The organism is Syntrophomonas sp. UBA5494, assembly GCF_002426325.1.
In genome coordinates, this window is the sequence record NZ_DIPG01000134.1 from 1 (window position 1) to 14,408 (window position 14,408).

Annotated in this window: 14 protein-coding genes and 1 pseudogene; all 15 read right to left on the minus strand. The window is 51.4% G+C overall.

All coding sequences use genetic code 11. The annotated features are described in order from the left end of the window. Nucleotides 1-554: pseudogene (locus tag B3W37_RS14970) on the minus strand (2,3-bisphosphoglycerate-independent phosphoglycerate mutase); the annotation flags it as partial. Further along, nucleotides 544-1,305, minus strand: a complete 762-nt coding sequence (gene tpiA, locus B3W37_RS14975; protein WP_481042349.1) for a triose-phosphate isomerase — start codon at nucleotides 1,303-1,305, stop codon at nucleotides 544-546. The gene tpiA and the pseudogene B3W37_RS14970, both read right to left, overlap by 11 nt. 25 nt (nucleotides 1,306-1,330) lie before the next feature. Next, nucleotides 1,331-2,518 (minus strand): phosphoglycerate kinase, encoded by a 1,188-nt coding sequence (locus B3W37_RS14980; RefSeq protein WP_483176272.1) that lies wholly within the window; start codon nucleotides 2,516-2,518, stop codon nucleotides 1,331-1,333. A 36-nt stretch (nucleotides 2,519-2,554) separates the two neighbouring features. Further along, nucleotides 2,555-3,556 carry a type I glyceraldehyde-3-phosphate dehydrogenase gene (gene gap / locus B3W37_RS14985; RefSeq protein WP_481042345.1) on the minus strand — a complete coding sequence of 334 codons (1,002 nt, stop codon included), beginning with the start codon at nucleotides 3,554-3,556 and terminating at the stop codon, nucleotides 2,555-2,557. 16 nt (nucleotides 3,557-3,572) lie between these two features. Then, on the minus strand, nucleotides 3,573-4,598 hold the full coding sequence (locus tag B3W37_RS14990; protein ID WP_481042343.1) for a sugar-binding transcriptional regulator: 1,026 nt from the start codon (nucleotides 4,596-4,598) through the stop codon (nucleotides 3,573-3,575). 223 nt (nucleotides 4,599-4,821) lie between these two features. Continuing rightward, on the minus strand, nucleotides 4,822-6,213 hold the full coding sequence (gene rpoN / locus B3W37_RS14995; protein WP_481042341.1) for an RNA polymerase factor sigma-54: 1,392 nt from the start codon (nucleotides 6,211-6,213) through the stop codon (nucleotides 4,822-4,824). Nucleotides 6,214-6,265: 52 nt separating this feature from the next. Next, on the minus strand, nucleotides 6,266-7,231 hold the full coding sequence (gene whiA, locus B3W37_RS15000) for a DNA-binding protein WhiA (RefSeq protein ID WP_483176273.1): 966 nt from the start codon (nucleotides 7,229-7,231) through the stop codon (nucleotides 6,266-6,268). 18 nt (nucleotides 7,232-7,249) lie between these two features. After that, nucleotides 7,250-8,221 (minus strand): gluconeogenesis factor YvcK family protein, encoded by a 972-nt coding sequence (locus B3W37_RS15005; protein ID WP_481042337.1) that lies wholly within the window; start codon nucleotides 8,219-8,221, stop codon nucleotides 7,250-7,252. Further along, complete coding sequence (gene rapZ, locus B3W37_RS15010; RefSeq protein ID WP_481042335.1) at nucleotides 8,222-9,109, minus strand: RNase adapter RapZ; 888 nt, start codon at nucleotides 9,107-9,109, stop codon at nucleotides 8,222-8,224. Continuing rightward, the gene (locus tag B3W37_RS15015; RefSeq protein WP_481042333.1) at nucleotides 9,037-9,861 is read right to left on the minus strand and encodes a PHP domain-containing protein; all 825 of its coding nucleotides are present in this window, start codon (nucleotides 9,859-9,861) and stop codon (nucleotides 9,037-9,039) included. The genes rapZ and B3W37_RS15015 overlap by 73 nt, the downstream gene beginning before the upstream one ends. A gap of 30 nt (nucleotides 9,862-9,891) precedes the next feature. Next, nucleotides 9,892-10,929, minus strand: a complete 1,038-nt coding sequence (locus tag B3W37_RS15020) for a bifunctional phosphoglucose/phosphomannose isomerase (RefSeq protein WP_483176274.1) — start codon at nucleotides 10,927-10,929, stop codon at nucleotides 9,892-9,894. Nucleotides 10,930-11,026: 97 nt separating this feature from the next. Continuing rightward, nucleotides 11,027-11,860 (minus strand): Cof-type HAD-IIB family hydrolase, encoded by an 834-nt coding sequence (locus B3W37_RS15025; protein WP_483176275.1) that lies wholly within the window; start codon nucleotides 11,858-11,860, stop codon nucleotides 11,027-11,029. An 89-nt stretch (nucleotides 11,861-11,949) separates the two neighbouring features. Continuing rightward, a complete protein-coding gene (locus B3W37_RS15030) occupies nucleotides 11,950-12,309 on the minus strand; it encodes a phage holin family protein (protein WP_481042327.1) in 360 nt (119 codons plus the stop codon). Nucleotides 12,310-12,411: 102 nt separating this feature from the next. Further along, nucleotides 12,412-14,217: an excinuclease ABC subunit UvrC gene (uvrC, locus tag B3W37_RS15035; RefSeq protein ID WP_481042325.1), complete on the minus strand. Its 1,806-nt coding sequence runs from the start codon at nucleotides 14,215-14,217 to the stop codon at nucleotides 12,412-12,414. Next, a partial coding sequence (locus tag B3W37_RS15040) for a hypothetical protein (RefSeq protein ID WP_483176276.1) occupies nucleotides 14,192-14,408 on the minus strand: 217 nt, incomplete at its 5' end. The genes B3W37_RS15040 and uvrC, both read right to left, overlap by 26 nt.

A 14,408-nucleotide genomic window follows, 5' to 3' on the forward strand; every position in this document is an offset into this window, starting at 1 on the left:
CGGCCGCTGATGGTGGCAAACCGGCCCAGACCGATAGATTTCATGTACTCATCCAGCTGCTGCAAGTACTGCGGCGCGGTTTTGGGACCCACATCGCGGCCATCCAGGAAAGCGTGGACATAAACCCTCCCGGCCTGCTCCCTCCGGCACAGGTCCAACAGGGCCAGAATATGTTCCATATGGCTGTGCACCCCGCCATCAGACAGCAGACCCATCAGATGCACCGCAGCCTGTTTATCGCGGGCAGATTGTACAGCGGCGCGCAAAACCGGGTTTTCAAAAAAGAAGCCGTCCTCTATGGCGTTGCTGATGCGGGAAATCTCCTGATACACGATACGCCCCGCCCCCATATTGAGGTGCCCCACCTCGGAATTTCCCATTTGGCCGGCAGGCAGGCCCACATCTTTGCCGCTGCACTTTAATTCTGTCGCAGCATACTCTTCACGAAACCTGTAAAAATTCCGGGGATTGGCGTTGGTAATGGCATTGCCGTCACAATGAGAACCCGTTCCCCAGCCATCAAGAACCATCAATAACATCGGTTTATTTGACATTTTCACCTACTCCAACTATGGCAGCCAGCGAAGCCGCTTCCAAACTGGCGCCTCCTATCAGGGCGCCGTCAATATCCGGCTGTTCCAGGAACTTGGCAATATTGTCGGCTTTAACACTGCCGCCATACAGTATTCTTATTCCATCAGCCGTTTCCCTATTGAATAAAGACTCCAGGCCTTTGCGAACAAACAGGCACATCTCCTGGGCGTCGTTGCAGCTGGCGTTGATGCCGGTACCGATTGCCCAAACCGGTTCATAAGCGACCACCAGCTGTTCCGCCGGGAAATTTAAACCCGTCAAGGCCTGCTGCAATTGCTCCTGCACCACCTGCATGGCCAGCTGGTTTTCACGCTCTTGCAGGGTCTCGCCTACGCACAATATCGGCCTTAGTCCATTTTCCAAGGCTGCCGCCAGTTTTTTATGGATTACAAAATTATTCTCCCCCAAAATCTGACGCCGCTCCGAATGGCCGATAATTACATACCGGCACCCGGCATCGACGAGCATGGCGGGAGAGACTTCTCCGGTAAAAGCCCCCTGGGCTTCCCCATACATATTCTGGGCGCCAAGAACAACCCTGGACCCCGCCAGGGACGATTGCATAGCGCTAAGACAGGTGAAGGGGGGGCATATGAGCATCTCGACTTTCTCTACCCCGGTGACTCTGGGTAGGAATTGGGCCGCGAATTCCCGGGCCTCAGCCTGTAACTTATTCATTTTCCAATTGCCTGCGATCAACAGTCTTCTCATCCGGTTCAACTCCCTCACTGCCGGCTTATGCGGTGGCTTTGGCCTCACAGACAGCCACCCCGGGAAGTTCTCTGCCTTCCAGGAATTCCAGGCTGGCCCCACCTCCGGTGGAGATATGTGTGATGCCCTTTTCCACCCCCAGGTCATGCACAGCAGCGGCTGAGTCTCCGCCCCCGATTACACTCAGAGCAGATGAACCGGCTACCGCCCGCGCTACTTCGCGAGTACCGCGGGAAAACGGCTCATATTCATAAACCCCCAGGGGACCGTTCCATATGATGGTCCGTGCTTCGAGAATAGCCTTTTTAAAGCTGGTGACGGTTTTGGGCCCAATATCCAGTATCATCATATCCGCCGGGATAGCCTCTATATCCACGGTCTTGACGGCAACATCTGCCGAAATCTCTGCCGCGATCACCACATCTACGGGCAGCATCAAAGCCATCCCTTGTTTTTCCGCCTTAATCAAAAGGCGGCGGGCTTCATCCAGCAGATCGTCCTCAGCCAGCGATTTGCCTACCTCTATCCCCTGTGCTTTTAGAAAAGTGTTGGCCATACCTCCGCCGATCACTATTACGTCCATTTTGTCGATAAGATTGTCGATCAAGCCGAGTTTATCGGCAATCTTCGCCCCGCCCATAATGGCCATGCGGGGCTGCTGCCCCTCTTCCAGGACCTGCCTGAGCATCCCCACTTCCTTCTCCATCAAGAGACCTGCATAAGCGGGAAGATAATGGGCCACTCCGGTAGTGGATGAATGCGCGCGGTGGGCGCTGCCAAAGGCATCATTTACGTATAAGTCTCCTAGAGACGCCAGGGCCTTGGAAAAATCCGCATCATTTTTTTCCTCCCCGGGATAAAAGCGCACGTTTTCCAATAACATCACATCGCCGGGCTGCATCGTTTCAACAATGGAGATCACTTGCGGGCCAATAGCCCCAGGGGCCATGACCACCGGCCTGTGGATAAGATGACTGAGGCGGTCTGCCACCTTTTTCAGGCTGTATTTTTCTTCCGGCTTACCTTTGGGGCGCCCCAAGTGGCTCATCAGGATCAGGCATCCACCCTGTTCGACGATATAGTTGATGGTGGGCAAGGCCTCGCGTATTTTGGTATCGTCAATAATATGATTGTCTTTGTCGGTGGGTACGTTAAAATCCACGCGCATTAAGACGCGTTTTCCCTTAACCTCAGCATCCCTAACACTACGCATTGATGCACCTCCAAATAGTATGTCTTAAAGAGACTATTAGCCTTTGCCGGCTATATATTGGGCCATGTCGACACATCGCATCGAATAAGCCCATTCGTTATCATACCAGGCCACCACTTTGGCGGTTCTGTCACCCATGGTCATGGTCAACAGCCCATCCACAATGGCAGAATGGCTGTCCCCGCGATAATCTGCGGATACCAGGGGCACCTCGGTGTATTTTAATATACCCTGCATGCGTCCCTGACTGGCCCGCAAAAAGGCCTGATTTATATCTTGTTTACTGGCCGGTTTCTCCAATTCCACCGTAAGGTCTAACAGCGAGACTACCGGGGTTGGCACCCTTATTGCCAGGCCATCCAATTTGCCATCCAGTTCGGGAATGACCAGGCCTAATGCGCTGGCCGCTCCGGTGGTGGTGGGTATCATGGACTGCCCTGCAGCCCGGGCCCGGCGCAGGTCATTGTGGGCCAGATCCAGGATGCGCTGGTCATTGGTATAAGCATGTACCGTGGTCATCAGTCCCTTAATGATTCCAAACTCGTCCAGGAGCACTTTGGCCACCGGGGCCAGGCAGTTGGTGGTGCAGGAGGCGTTGCTGAGAAGTTGAAAGGAGGGTTGATATTTATCCTCGTTTACTCCCATTACCATGGTCAGATCGACGCCATCCCCGGGTGCCGTAATAACGACTTTTTTAGCCCCGGCCTGCAGGTGCTTGCCGGCTTTGCTGCGGCTTCTGAAAGCGCCGGTACCTTCTATAACAATATCCACTCCCAGGTCGGCCCAGGGCAGTTGGGCGGGATCCTTCTCAGTCATGTAGCGGATCTTCTGGCCATTTATGATGAGGTTGTCAGATTCGACTGATACATTCCCCTTAAATTCGCCATGCAGAGTATCATACTTGAATAGATGAGCACCGGCCTTGATGTCTCCCAGGTCGTTTACCGCCACCAACTCAAAACCAGGCCGGTCTACAACAATACGAGCAACCAGCCGGCCGATTCTGCCAAAGCCGTTAATCCCTATTTTAATCGTCATGCTTCAACCACCTTTCTTAATCTTGTAAGCCCACTATCGCCTGCGCCGCTCCTTCGTCGGTAATCAGAACGGTTTGCCGGCCCCCGTTCAGCACCGCTTTAATAGCCGGCGCCTTATTGCTGCCGCCCGCTACTGCAACCACGGTTTGAATATGGGCCAGATCATGCAATTCCAATCCAATTCCGGGAACCTCATATACTATATTGCCCTGTTCATCAAAATAATATCTAAAGGCTTCTCCCACCGCGCCCTTTGCCTGGAGAAGCGCAATTTCCGCAGCGGTTAAACCTCTGCGATTGGCCATTTCCATAGCGAAACCGATGCCGTGAAAAAGAATGTCGCTAGATTTAATAAGATCGGTTATTTCTTTTATGTAGGGGTCTTGTTTTAAGGCCTGGGCGGTCTCCTCTTGCAGTTTGTCGGGGATATGCAGCATCCTGTACTGGGCGCCAATAATTTTGGCAATCCGAGCAGCTATGGTTCCGGCCTGCTGTTCCACTTCTTCCCCCAAACCTCCCCGGGCCGGAACCACCATCAGATTAGAAAAGCCTATGCCGTCGGTGATAACATCGGCTACCTCGGCCAGGGTGCTTCCCCCGGTAACGGCCAGAGTGCAGCCGGGAAACAACGACTTTTTCATATAGGCAGCGGCAACCCGCCCCAGGTCCCTTTTAATCATCTCATCACTTTGTGAATCACCGGGTACCAGTATGACTTCCCGCAGGTTGAACCGATTCTTGATCTGTTCGGCAAGACTTTGAATATTGAAAAGGAAGGGAACGAAAATATCGACTTCGTTCATAATGTGCTCGCCGGCTGGGCTGAGGCAAATTCCGGCAGTTGTGGCGTGGATCAGGCCAGTGGATTTGAGGTTCTCAATCTCGGCACGCACCATGCGTTCAGTTAAACCCAGCACTTTGCATAATTGCCGTCTTCCCACGGGTTGCTGGTGCATAATCTGCTTCAGCATTTTGTAGCGGTTGGTGATGCAATCCATGGCATCAGGAGCAAATCGCTCCATTATGGTAAATACTCTTTCCATGCTCTCTCCCGTTAAGGGCTATCTGTAATCGGGATAATTATAGCCCTCAGGGGCATTTTTGCCCCAACATGAATATAGTAACGCCTTAAACTATCAATAGTATAACATATTCATGGAAAAATAATGCAAGATTGTGTGATAAAAGCTTAACAACTATGCCCCGGGTATCTATTTATAACATATGTAGTCAATTTTTAAAGGGTGCCAGGTCTGTATGGCAGCCCTAATAGCGGCGGCGGGCCGAAGTGGAAGGGATGTTGAGTTCCTGGCGGTATTTAGCCACAGTACGGCGTGATATACGAATGCCCTTTTCCTGTAATTGCTGGGAAATGGCCTCATCGCTTATGGGGTGCTGCGGGTCTTCCCGGGCGACAATGTCCTGCAGCATATGTTTGATGCTCTTGGAAGAAACTTTGTCTTCACCGCTGCATTCCACACCGGTGCTGAAAAAATACTTGAGTTCAAATAAGCCCTGGGGGGTCTGCATGTATTTATTGGTGGTAGCCCGACTCACGGTGGATTCATGTACATTGATCATCTCCGCCACCTGGCGAAGCGTCATGGGCTTTAAATACTTAACCCCTTTATCCAGAAATTCGGTCTGCAGGTCGACGATGCACCGTGAAACCCGGTATAAGGTCATGCGCCGCTGTTCAATGCTGCGAATCAGCCATATGGCTGATCCAATCTTTTCCTCCAGATATTTGCGGGCTTCCTGAGACTGCGCGTCGGCCTGCTTAAGCATGCTTTCATACATATTGTTGACGATCAAGCGGGGGAAGTTGAAATCATTGATTATTACCACATATTCCCCCTCGATCTTTTCCACAATCACATCAGGAGTCACATATTTTATTTCATCGCCGCTGAACTGCAGCCCGGGTTTGGGGTCAAGGGTCCTGATTAAATCGCAGATTTCCTGGACTTTCCGTACTGGAGCCCCAACCTTCTGGGCGATGTGGTTCAATCTGCCCCGGGCCAGGTCGGTGAGGTGGTTATTGATGATATTGCGGGCGATTTCCGAGTCCTTGTCATATTGCCGCAATTGAAGAATCAGGCACTCCGGGAGGTCGCGGGCGCCCAGGCCGGGAGGATTGAATGACTGTATCAATTCCAGAGCCTTTTCAACCTCTTCCAGGTCAACATTCAGCTGTCGGGCTACATCGTCAAGTTTGGCGGTTAAATAGCCATTCTGGTCTATGCTGCCGATCAAGTACTGGCCGATTTCTTGCTCTTCGGGGGTGGTGCTGAAAAGATGCAGCTGGAACTCCAGATGCTCATATAAGCTGGGCTTTTGCGCCAGGTAATTTTCCAGGGATTTCTCTTCGCCCTGGTAGTTTACCCCCGCATCGTAGGTATCACGGTCACTGTCGCCGAATACATCCAGCCATTCACTGATGTCATCGTTGGTCTCAGGTTCGGATTCTTCTTGAGCATCCGCGGTTTCCTCAACCTCGGTCTTTTCTTCCAGGAGGGGATTTTCCGCTAATTCATTGCGGATATATTCGGACAGCTCAAGTGAGGACATCTGCAGAATAGCGATGGCCTGGCGAAGTTCAGGTGTCATCAGCAGCTTCTGTTGCTGGGCCAGTATCACGTCATGTGTAAGGCGCATACTAACTTTCCTCTCATATCAGGCAGGTCTTTCTCTTCCTATCTCTCTATCTTTATTTATCTATCTTTTTCTCTCTCAAGGAGATCTCGATGATATCTTCAGCCAACTGCTCCAATTTGCGCATCCGGTAAGCAACCCCGGATTTACTTAAAGGCGGGTCCAAGAGGTCTCCTAATTCTTTAAGGGATTTGTCAGGATATTCGATTCGCACCCTGGCCAGGTCGCGCAAATGGGCCGGGAGGAATTCCCATCCTTTCAGTTCAACCAGTCTATTTATTAATTGTATTTGGCGTACTGAGGCATCCACAATTTTGGCAAGGTTAGCGGTTTCACAATTCACCTGACGGTTTATACTGTTGCGCATAGACTTGAGAATACGCACATTCTCGAAATCGAGCAGGGCTTTATGCGCACCAACCACCCGGAGAAAATCTACTATCTGTTCTCCCTCTTTTATATATAATACCAGGTTTAGCTTGCGTTCGACCATCCTGCTGGATAAGTTAAATTTTGATAATAAGCGCTGGATCTCTTTGACCAGCGACAACTCCTGAAGTATTATTTCTAAATGGTATTCTCCTTCAGGACGATTTATAAAACCCCGGCTTAAAAATATCCCGCGCAGATAACTGCGCTTGCAGCAATTCCTGCGGATGAGATCCGCGCCAAGGCGTCTCCCTTTTTTGCTGGCGGCGTTCAGGTCCTGCAGCCTCTGCCAGAGGTCCGCATCCCTATTACTAATAATAGCATGTACTTCATAGATGCGGGTCTTTTTAAAGCGGCGCCGGGGTTCTGCCTGAACTGTGGTCTGCAAGCCGTATAGCGACTTGATAAGGGTGTATATTTTACGCGCGGTTCCGGCCTGCTCAGCTTGCACCACCAATTTCAGCCGCTCGGCATCTGTTTTTATGATCCGCCCATTGACATGAACCAGGGCGGCCAGTTCGGCCCGGCGGCAGCAAGCCTTATCGGAAATCTCCCGGGCCAGTTCCTCTTTTACCTGATTTGAAAAACTCATCCATTAATTCCTCGCCAACTATGACTCGGCATTATTCTCTATGATATTAATAATAACCTGAGCCAGTTTGTCGGGCTCATGCCAGGCTACCTCGGTGTCGGAGACCAGATTCTCCTCAATCAGCCTTACGCCCATGGCCATGATCTCCCCGCTGGTAGTCTTTACCGGCACGGCGTTTTCTTCCCTGTAGCGCTCCAGGCGGTCTTCATCAATTGAACCTGAATTAACGATCACATAATCGATGATCTGTTTGCCCAAATGTTCCAGAATCACCCGCAGATGGTCGGCGGCGCTGTAATCATCAGTTTCCCCTTTTTCAGTCATAATGTTGCTCACATAACAGGTAACGGCACGTGATTCTTCAATAGCAGGAACCACCCCGTGTACCAGGAGATTAGGGATGATGCTGGTATACAGACTGCCCGGTCCCAGGATTATGGCGTCGGCCTCCCGGATGGCTTCCAGGGTTTCCGGAGCTGGCATGCATTTTTCCGGTATCAGATAGACTTTTTCTATTTTTTGATCATGATGACGTATCGAGGTCTCGCCACTTACAGTGGTGCCGTCTATCATTTTGGCCGCCAGGGTTACGTATTCCAGGGTGGCTGGCAGAACCTGGCCTCGAACCTTCAAGACCTGGCTTACTTCTCGGATAGCTGATACAAAATCGCCGGCGATTTCAGTCAAGGCTACCAGTAACAGATTGCCCAGATTGTGTCCCTGTAGTCCATCCCCGGCATTAAAGCGATGTTGGAACACCTTGTCCATCAAGGTTTCTGTTTCCGCCAGGGCAACCAGGCAGTTGCGTATATCCCCCGGCGGCAAAACCCCCAACTCAGATCGCAGCCGGCCGGAACTGCCTCCGTCATCGGTTACGGTAACCACTGCAGTCAAGTGCGAGGTATATTTCTTTAACCCTTTGAGCATAACTGACAAACCTGTACCGCCACCGATGACAACAATTCGAGGTTCAGACTTGATCCGATTCATTTACTCCTCCAATTTGTACTTTGCAACATCTCTATGTCTGATAATTACGTTATATCCCATTTCCTTAAGCTGCTCACCGATGTAAGCGGCCAGAACTACCGAACGGTGCTGTCCTCCGGTGCAGCCGATAGATAAAGCCAGATTAGTTTTGCCTTCGTTTATATAATGTGGGATCAAGAATTTCATGAGATTCACGAAGCGCCGCACGAACGATTTGGTGATGGTGGAATCCAGCACGTAATCGATAACCTCCCGGTCTTCACCGGTCATGCTTCGCATGACAGGATTGTAAAAGGGATTGGGGATAAAGCGAACATCGATGACTATGTCCGAATCGATAGGTATACCCAGTTTATAACCAAAGGAGACTACATTGACCGTAAAGCCATGCATCTGGCGATGAGCATAGAGGCTGGTCAGTTTATCTTTCAATTCCCGGGGTGCCAGTGTCGAGGTATCGATAACCACGTTGGCCGATCCGCGCAATTCTTCCAGCATGTTCTTTTCTACTTGAATGGCTTCCTGCAAACGCCAGGTGTTGGAGAGGGGATGGCGGCGCCGGGATTCTTTGAAGCGGCGGATTAAGACCTCATCAGAGGCCTCCAGGAAAAGAATTTCATAGGGAATCTGGTCTTGCTTAAGATCATCCAGAGAGCGGGCCAGGTCGGAGAAAAACTCTCCCCCCCGGGCGTCTATGACCAGGGCTACTTTGTCGATTTTGCCTTCAGACTGAAGGCTCAATTCAACAAATTTGGTCAATAAAACCGGAGGAAGATTGTCAACGCAGTAGTATTCCATATCTTCCAGGCAGTTGATCACCTGGGTCTTGCCGGCTCCTGATAATCCGGTAATGATGAGTATGTGTAGATTCTCCCTTTTTTCCCCCATGCGGCAATCCCTCCTCCGGCAGCATGGTTCACAACGCGCTGGGCATCAAGCCCCAGAGTTTCAACCAGGCTGCTGCCGTAAGCTAAATCCCCCACTGTTTCCGGGAAATGAGCGTCACTGTTGACAATAAAGCGAACCCCGGTTTGCTCCGCTTCTATTATATCAGAAATAGGGGGGTGGTTATGGCCGCAATTTATTTCAAATAAGACCTCATTTTGGCTGCAGGCCTCGGCTACTGCCTTAACATCAATAGAAAAGAACAGCCCCGGATGAGAAAGGATATCCAGCTGAGGGTTGTTCTCTACTGCGGCAATTAACGCGTCGGTGTTGGCGGCCAGGGCTTTGCGGGACTGCTTTCTGCCCAGGTGGCGCAGTGAGTTTTGCACCCACAGGGCCATGCCGTCATGGACCGAGGTGGGCATAGTATAGGGATGGATACCGGCTATTAATAGATCCAGTTCACCAATGATTTCATCAGGAATGTCCAGCGTACCGTTTAGGTCCCGGATATTGGCTTCAGCGCCGATAAGTATGCGTATATCGGGGTATTGTTTTTGCAGTTCGGCAGCCTGCCTTTTGCTGTACAGGCAGGCCCAGGCATCTTTGACACCGATCACGGCCGCCATAGGCCCGTGGTCGGTGACAGCCACCTCTTGCAGGCCTTGCTCATAAGCCGCCGCAACTATATCCCGCATGGTCTGCCGTCCATCGCTTAAACGGGTGTGAGTATGATAATCACCGAAAAAGCGCATTTGATCACCTGTTTTCCTGTGCTTTGCAGTCTATTCCAAATTGGCCAGTTCTTGCTTAAGGTAATCGATCACTTTGACCGGGGTGGGGTCGATGCCATACTCTAAGGCCAGATAATAACTCACATAGTCGCCTATATAGATCAGGGAATATATACGGGCTAAGAGGGATTCCCCGGCGCTTTCGACCTCAATAACCTTTTTTACTTTATCTTCAATCAGATTACGGGTTATATCCATACGCTGCTGCACCCGCCGGTGATCGCGGCTGTCTCTGAGAATGATAACCGCTATTTTTGCGAGCAGCTCTGCGGGGGCTTCAAAACCTACAATTTCATTGTGATTGAGTTCCGGAAAGACATTGTAATAAGCGGGGCATTTAGCGTTTTCATTGATTTGAGCTTTCCAGCGCAGGGCAGCCGGTTCCGTGCAGTTGGCACTTCCCCACACCACAGGCACAGCATCTTTAATCAGGCCAGCTATGCTTTGCGCTATATTCCGCTCTCGAGAAGCGGGCTGCAACAGATCCCTCAGGCTGTGCAAAACAGCGGCGGTTTCTTTTATGTCCGCCTCCACGTTTTTTAATATACCGGCGCTTTGCAGGGATAATAGCAGGGGAGCCAGCAGATAACCAGTCGCAGCCCGGGGAGATAAGCCGCCGGGGATGGCAACCACGGTATTGCCGTCATCCCGGGCATTCTGAGCCAGTTTGCCGCCGCTGGTAATGGCCAGGATCTGCGCCCCGCAGTTTTTGGCCTCTTCGTAAGCCGCCAGGGTTTCTTCGGTGTTGCCGGAATAACTGACCGCTACAAAAAGGGTGTTTTGGTTGACAAACCGGGGCAGGTCATAGCCGCGGTTAACAAAAACCGGAATGGCAGCTTGCTGGAAGGCATAGGTTCTTAAAATATCGCCGCCTATGGCGGACCCGCCCAGACCGGATACCATCACGTTATGGTAGGGTTTTTGATAGCGTTCTACCTCCTGATACGACATTTCCAGACACCGGTCGAACTGTTCGGGCAAACCGTAGAGATAGCTTTTCATTGGCTCCTGGATAGCGCTCTCTGACATATAATAACCTCTCCTTTATAAACAGATAATCCTTTAATAGGATGAGCATTTCTCAAGCTGAAAGTTTCCATTTTATCTTCCCCGAGTCAGCTTTCCACTATGCCTGTCGCTGTACAGCGGGGCCGGCCTCGGTGTGTAAAACCCATTTTTCAAGGGCCTCTGCCACACCATCCTCATCATTTGAAGCGGTCACATGATCAGCAGCTTCTTTAACCAGTTGCGGCGCATTGCCGACCGCTATCCCGGTGCCCGCCCAGGCCAGCATGCCCACATCGTTATAGCTGTCTCCGATAGCCAGAACATCGGCCTGTTTTATGCCATAGTGTTCGGCTACCAGCTGCAGGGCTCTGGCTTTGTTGGCATCGCGGTGCATAATTTCCAGATAATGCAGCTTGGATCGGGTAATGAATAGTTCCTGGCCAAAGCGCTCTCTCAGATCAGCTTCTATAGGGTCGAGACTACTGGTTTGGTTTGAGATGGCCATAATCTTAAAAGCCGGTAAGCTGCGGCTGGCTTTAATCAGATCAGGCATAAAGGTTAATTCCACTCCGGCCAGCTGTGAATAAGCGATGGCCTCAGGGCTGTCGCTCTCCACACACAGCTGGTCGTCGAAATAGGTGTGAAAGTAAACCCCTTGCTCCCTGAGGAATTCCATGACTGTCGGGGCCAACTCGCCCACCGGCCTGAAATACAGCACTTCCTGAGAATAGGTGTCTTTTACCAGGGCCCCCTGGTAGGTGATTAAGGGGATATTCATGCCCAGTTTCAGGGCAAACGGCAAGGCCGAACGGTACATGCGCCCGGTAGCCAGAGTGACCAGTATACCCTGTTGGCGAATATTTTCAATATCACTGACACACCGCGGCGAGATGCGCAATCCCGAATCCAGCAAGGTGTCGTCCAGATCAATTGCCACTAATCGTATGCCCATGGTATCTCCTTCCTCAAACCGGCTCAAGACAAATAATAAACCGAGCACGGCCGGCCCGGTTAGTTTAAAAATTCAATTCTCCCGCCAGCTTATTTAAAACGAAACATGCGGTCTTCAACAAAATAGCTCCCGGCCGCACTGATCAAGCTCAAGACGAGGGCACTCAGTACGGCCCAGCCAAACCCGTCAATTTCAAAGCCGCGTATGGTAACCGCTGTGATCCACAACATAAACCCATTGATCACCAGGGTGAATAGGCCCAGGGTAAGAATATTAAAAGGCAGGGTTACCAGCAAAAGCAAAGGTCGAATAAAAGCGTTAATAACCCCCAGGAATAACGAGCCTACAATCGCTGCCCACAAAGTCAGCTGAAAACCGGGCAAAAGTGCGGCCGTCAGTACGATGGCCAGTATGTTGATAGCCCACCTCAGGACCCATCCCTGAATCATATCCTTAGCCCCCTTCATGTTAAACGCCGCTATTTGCGTTGTTAGTCTTTCTTTTAATAATATGGGATTTTTTTGTTTTTTACTAATACTATTTGTAGAATATTAAGAACCTTCATCCTGAGGGTGCAGGACCCGGTATACGGCCTGGGCGGCACTCCTGCCGATACCCTTGACCGAGGCGATTTCCTCCTGTGAGGCCCTGCTCAGGGCGGCCACTGAACCGAAAGATTCCAGGAGCAGCTTTTTGCGCCGCGCACCGATACCTTTTATATCATCCAGAATGGATTTAGTTAATTTTTTACCGCGGCGCAGGCGATTATACTCAATTGCGAAGCGGTGGGCCTCATCCCGCAAGCGCTGCAGAGTCATGAGTCCCTGATTGCGGCGGGGCAGCTTCAAGGGCCTTCCATCAGAGCGGAAAATGGTCTCTTCCCGCTTGGCCAGGGCTACTGCCGGAACGTCGATTTCGAGGTTTTTGAGGATCTCCTGTGCAGCGTGCAGCTGTCCCAGACCGCCGTCAATCATGATTAAATCGGGCTCAGGCAAAAAAGCCGGGTTGCCCTGTCCGGCTTCAGTAAAGCGGCGCTTTAAAGCCTCAGCCAGTGAGGCATAGTCATTGTTTTGCGCCATCTTAATCTTAAAGCGGCGGTAGTTCTTTTTATCTGGCCTGCCGGCGGTGAACACCACCATTGATGCCACGGTTTCCTCCCCGCCTAAGTGGGATACGTCGTAGCCTTCGATGCGCTGAGGGACAACCTCCAATTCCAGATCCCGGCTCAACTGCTGTAAAGCGCCTTGATAGTGCTCTTCAGCCTGTTGTTTTTCTTCTCTCAATAACCGGGCATTCTCTTGGACCATGTCCAAAAGGGCTTTCTTTTCCCCGCGCTGCGGCCGGTGCAGGCTGGTCTTCCTGCCGGTCAATTCCTTAAACCAGTCCTGCAGCAGAATCAAGTCGGCGGGAACCATATTCATCACGATTTCATCGGGAATATCGTGGTTTTCGCTATAATACTGGCGCAGGAAAAAGCTGCTCAGCTCTTCTCCCGGTTCATCCATAGCCGGGTGCAGCCAGTAGGTGTCTTTGCCCACAATGCGGCCGGAGCGGATTTTGAAAACCAGGCCCAAATATGGCTTTTCGTCTACTACAGTCACCACCACATCCAGGTGGTAGGGCTTGTCAAAACTGACTTTTTGCCTGGCGTCCAGGCTGTGAATGCTCTGAATCTGATCCCGCAGGCGGGCCGCTTTTTCGAATTCCAGGGCGGCGGCGGCGGCCTGCATCTCCCGCTCTTTTTGCTGGATCACCTCGGCATGATGGCCCTCCATAAAGCGGATCAGCCCAGCCACACATTGCTGGTATTCCTCAACTGTTACCCCACTGCTGCACGGGGCCAGGCATTTCTCCAGATCCCGGTTCAAGCAGGGACGGGGCTGCTTTTTCAAGGTTTTGCAGGTGCGCAAAGGAAAGATCCCGGTAAGCAGCTTGACGGTCTCTTTTAAAGCGGCCGCATCGGTGTAGGGGCCAAAGTAGCGCGAAACCCCGTCCTTTTTCTCCCTGGTGATGCATACCCGCGGATATGGTTCGGCGGTGGTGATCTTCAGATACGGGTAGGTCTTATCATCGCGCATAAAAATGTTATAGCGGGGATGATAAGATTTTATCAGGTTGTTCTCCAGAATCAGGGCTTCAACTTCACTGCCGGTAACAATATAGTCAAAATCGGCCACCCGGCTGACCATCGCTCTCACTTTGGGGTCCAGGCGATGAGGGGGCTGAAAATAGGAGCGCAGTCGATTTCTGAGGATTTTCGCCTTGCCCACGTATATAACCCGGCCGTCACCGTGCTTGAACAAGTAAACCCCTGGTTTACAGGGTATGTCTTTAAGACGTTCTTTTAGCTTTTCCACCTTGGGCAACTCCTAACAAAGGTTTAAGGTATTTCCCGGTGTGTGAAGCCGGACAATCCGCTACTGCCTCAGGGCGCCCGGCCACGATAATATGCCCGCCCTTTTCGCCGCCCTCCGGTCCCAGGTCGATAATATGATCGGCGGATTTGATCACATCCAGGTTGTGCTCAATGACGACCACGGTGTTGCCG

Bases quoted from the DNA above. Each gene is read 5' to 3' on its own strand.
- tpiA (WP_481042349.1), bottom strand. From the start codon at position 1,305: ATGAGAAGACTGTTGATCGCAGGCAATTGGAAAATGAATAAGTTACAG.
- B3W37_RS14980 (WP_483176272.1), bottom strand. From the start codon at position 2,518: ATGCGTAGTGTTAGGGATGCTGAGGTTAAGGGAAAACGCGTCTTAATG.
- gap (WP_481042345.1), bottom strand. From the start codon at position 3,556: ATGACGATTAAAATAGGGATTAACGGCTTTGGCAGAATCGGCCGGCTG.
- B3W37_RS14990 (WP_481042343.1), bottom strand. From the start codon at position 4,598: ATGGAAAGAGTATTTACCATAATGGAGCGATTTGCTCCTGATGCCATG.
- rpoN (WP_481042341.1), bottom strand. From the start codon at position 6,213: ATGCGCCTTACACATGACGTGATACTGGCCCAGCAACAGAAGCTGCTG.
- whiA (WP_483176273.1), bottom strand. From the start codon at position 7,231: ATGAGTTTTTCAAATCAGGTAAAAGAGGAACTGGCCCGGGAGATTTCC.
- B3W37_RS15005 (WP_481042337.1), bottom strand. From the start codon at position 8,221: ATGAATCGGATCAAGTCTGAACCTCGAATTGTTGTCATCGGTGGCGGT.
- rapZ (WP_481042335.1), bottom strand. From the start codon at position 9,109: ATGGGGGAAAAAAGGGAGAATCTACACATACTCATCATTACCGGATTA.
- B3W37_RS15015 (WP_481042333.1), bottom strand. From the start codon at position 9,861: ATGCGCTTTTTCGGTGATTATCATACTCACACCCGTTTAAGCGATGGA.
- B3W37_RS15020 (WP_483176274.1), bottom strand. From the start codon at position 10,929: ATGTCAGAGAGCGCTATCCAGGAGCCAATGAAAAGCTATCTCTACGGT.
- B3W37_RS15025 (WP_483176275.1), bottom strand. From the start codon at position 11,860: ATGGGCATACGATTAGTGGCAATTGATCTGGACGACACCTTGCTGGAT.
- B3W37_RS15030 (WP_481042327.1), bottom strand. From the start codon at position 12,309: ATGATTCAGGGATGGGTCCTGAGGTGGGCTATCAACATACTGGCCATC.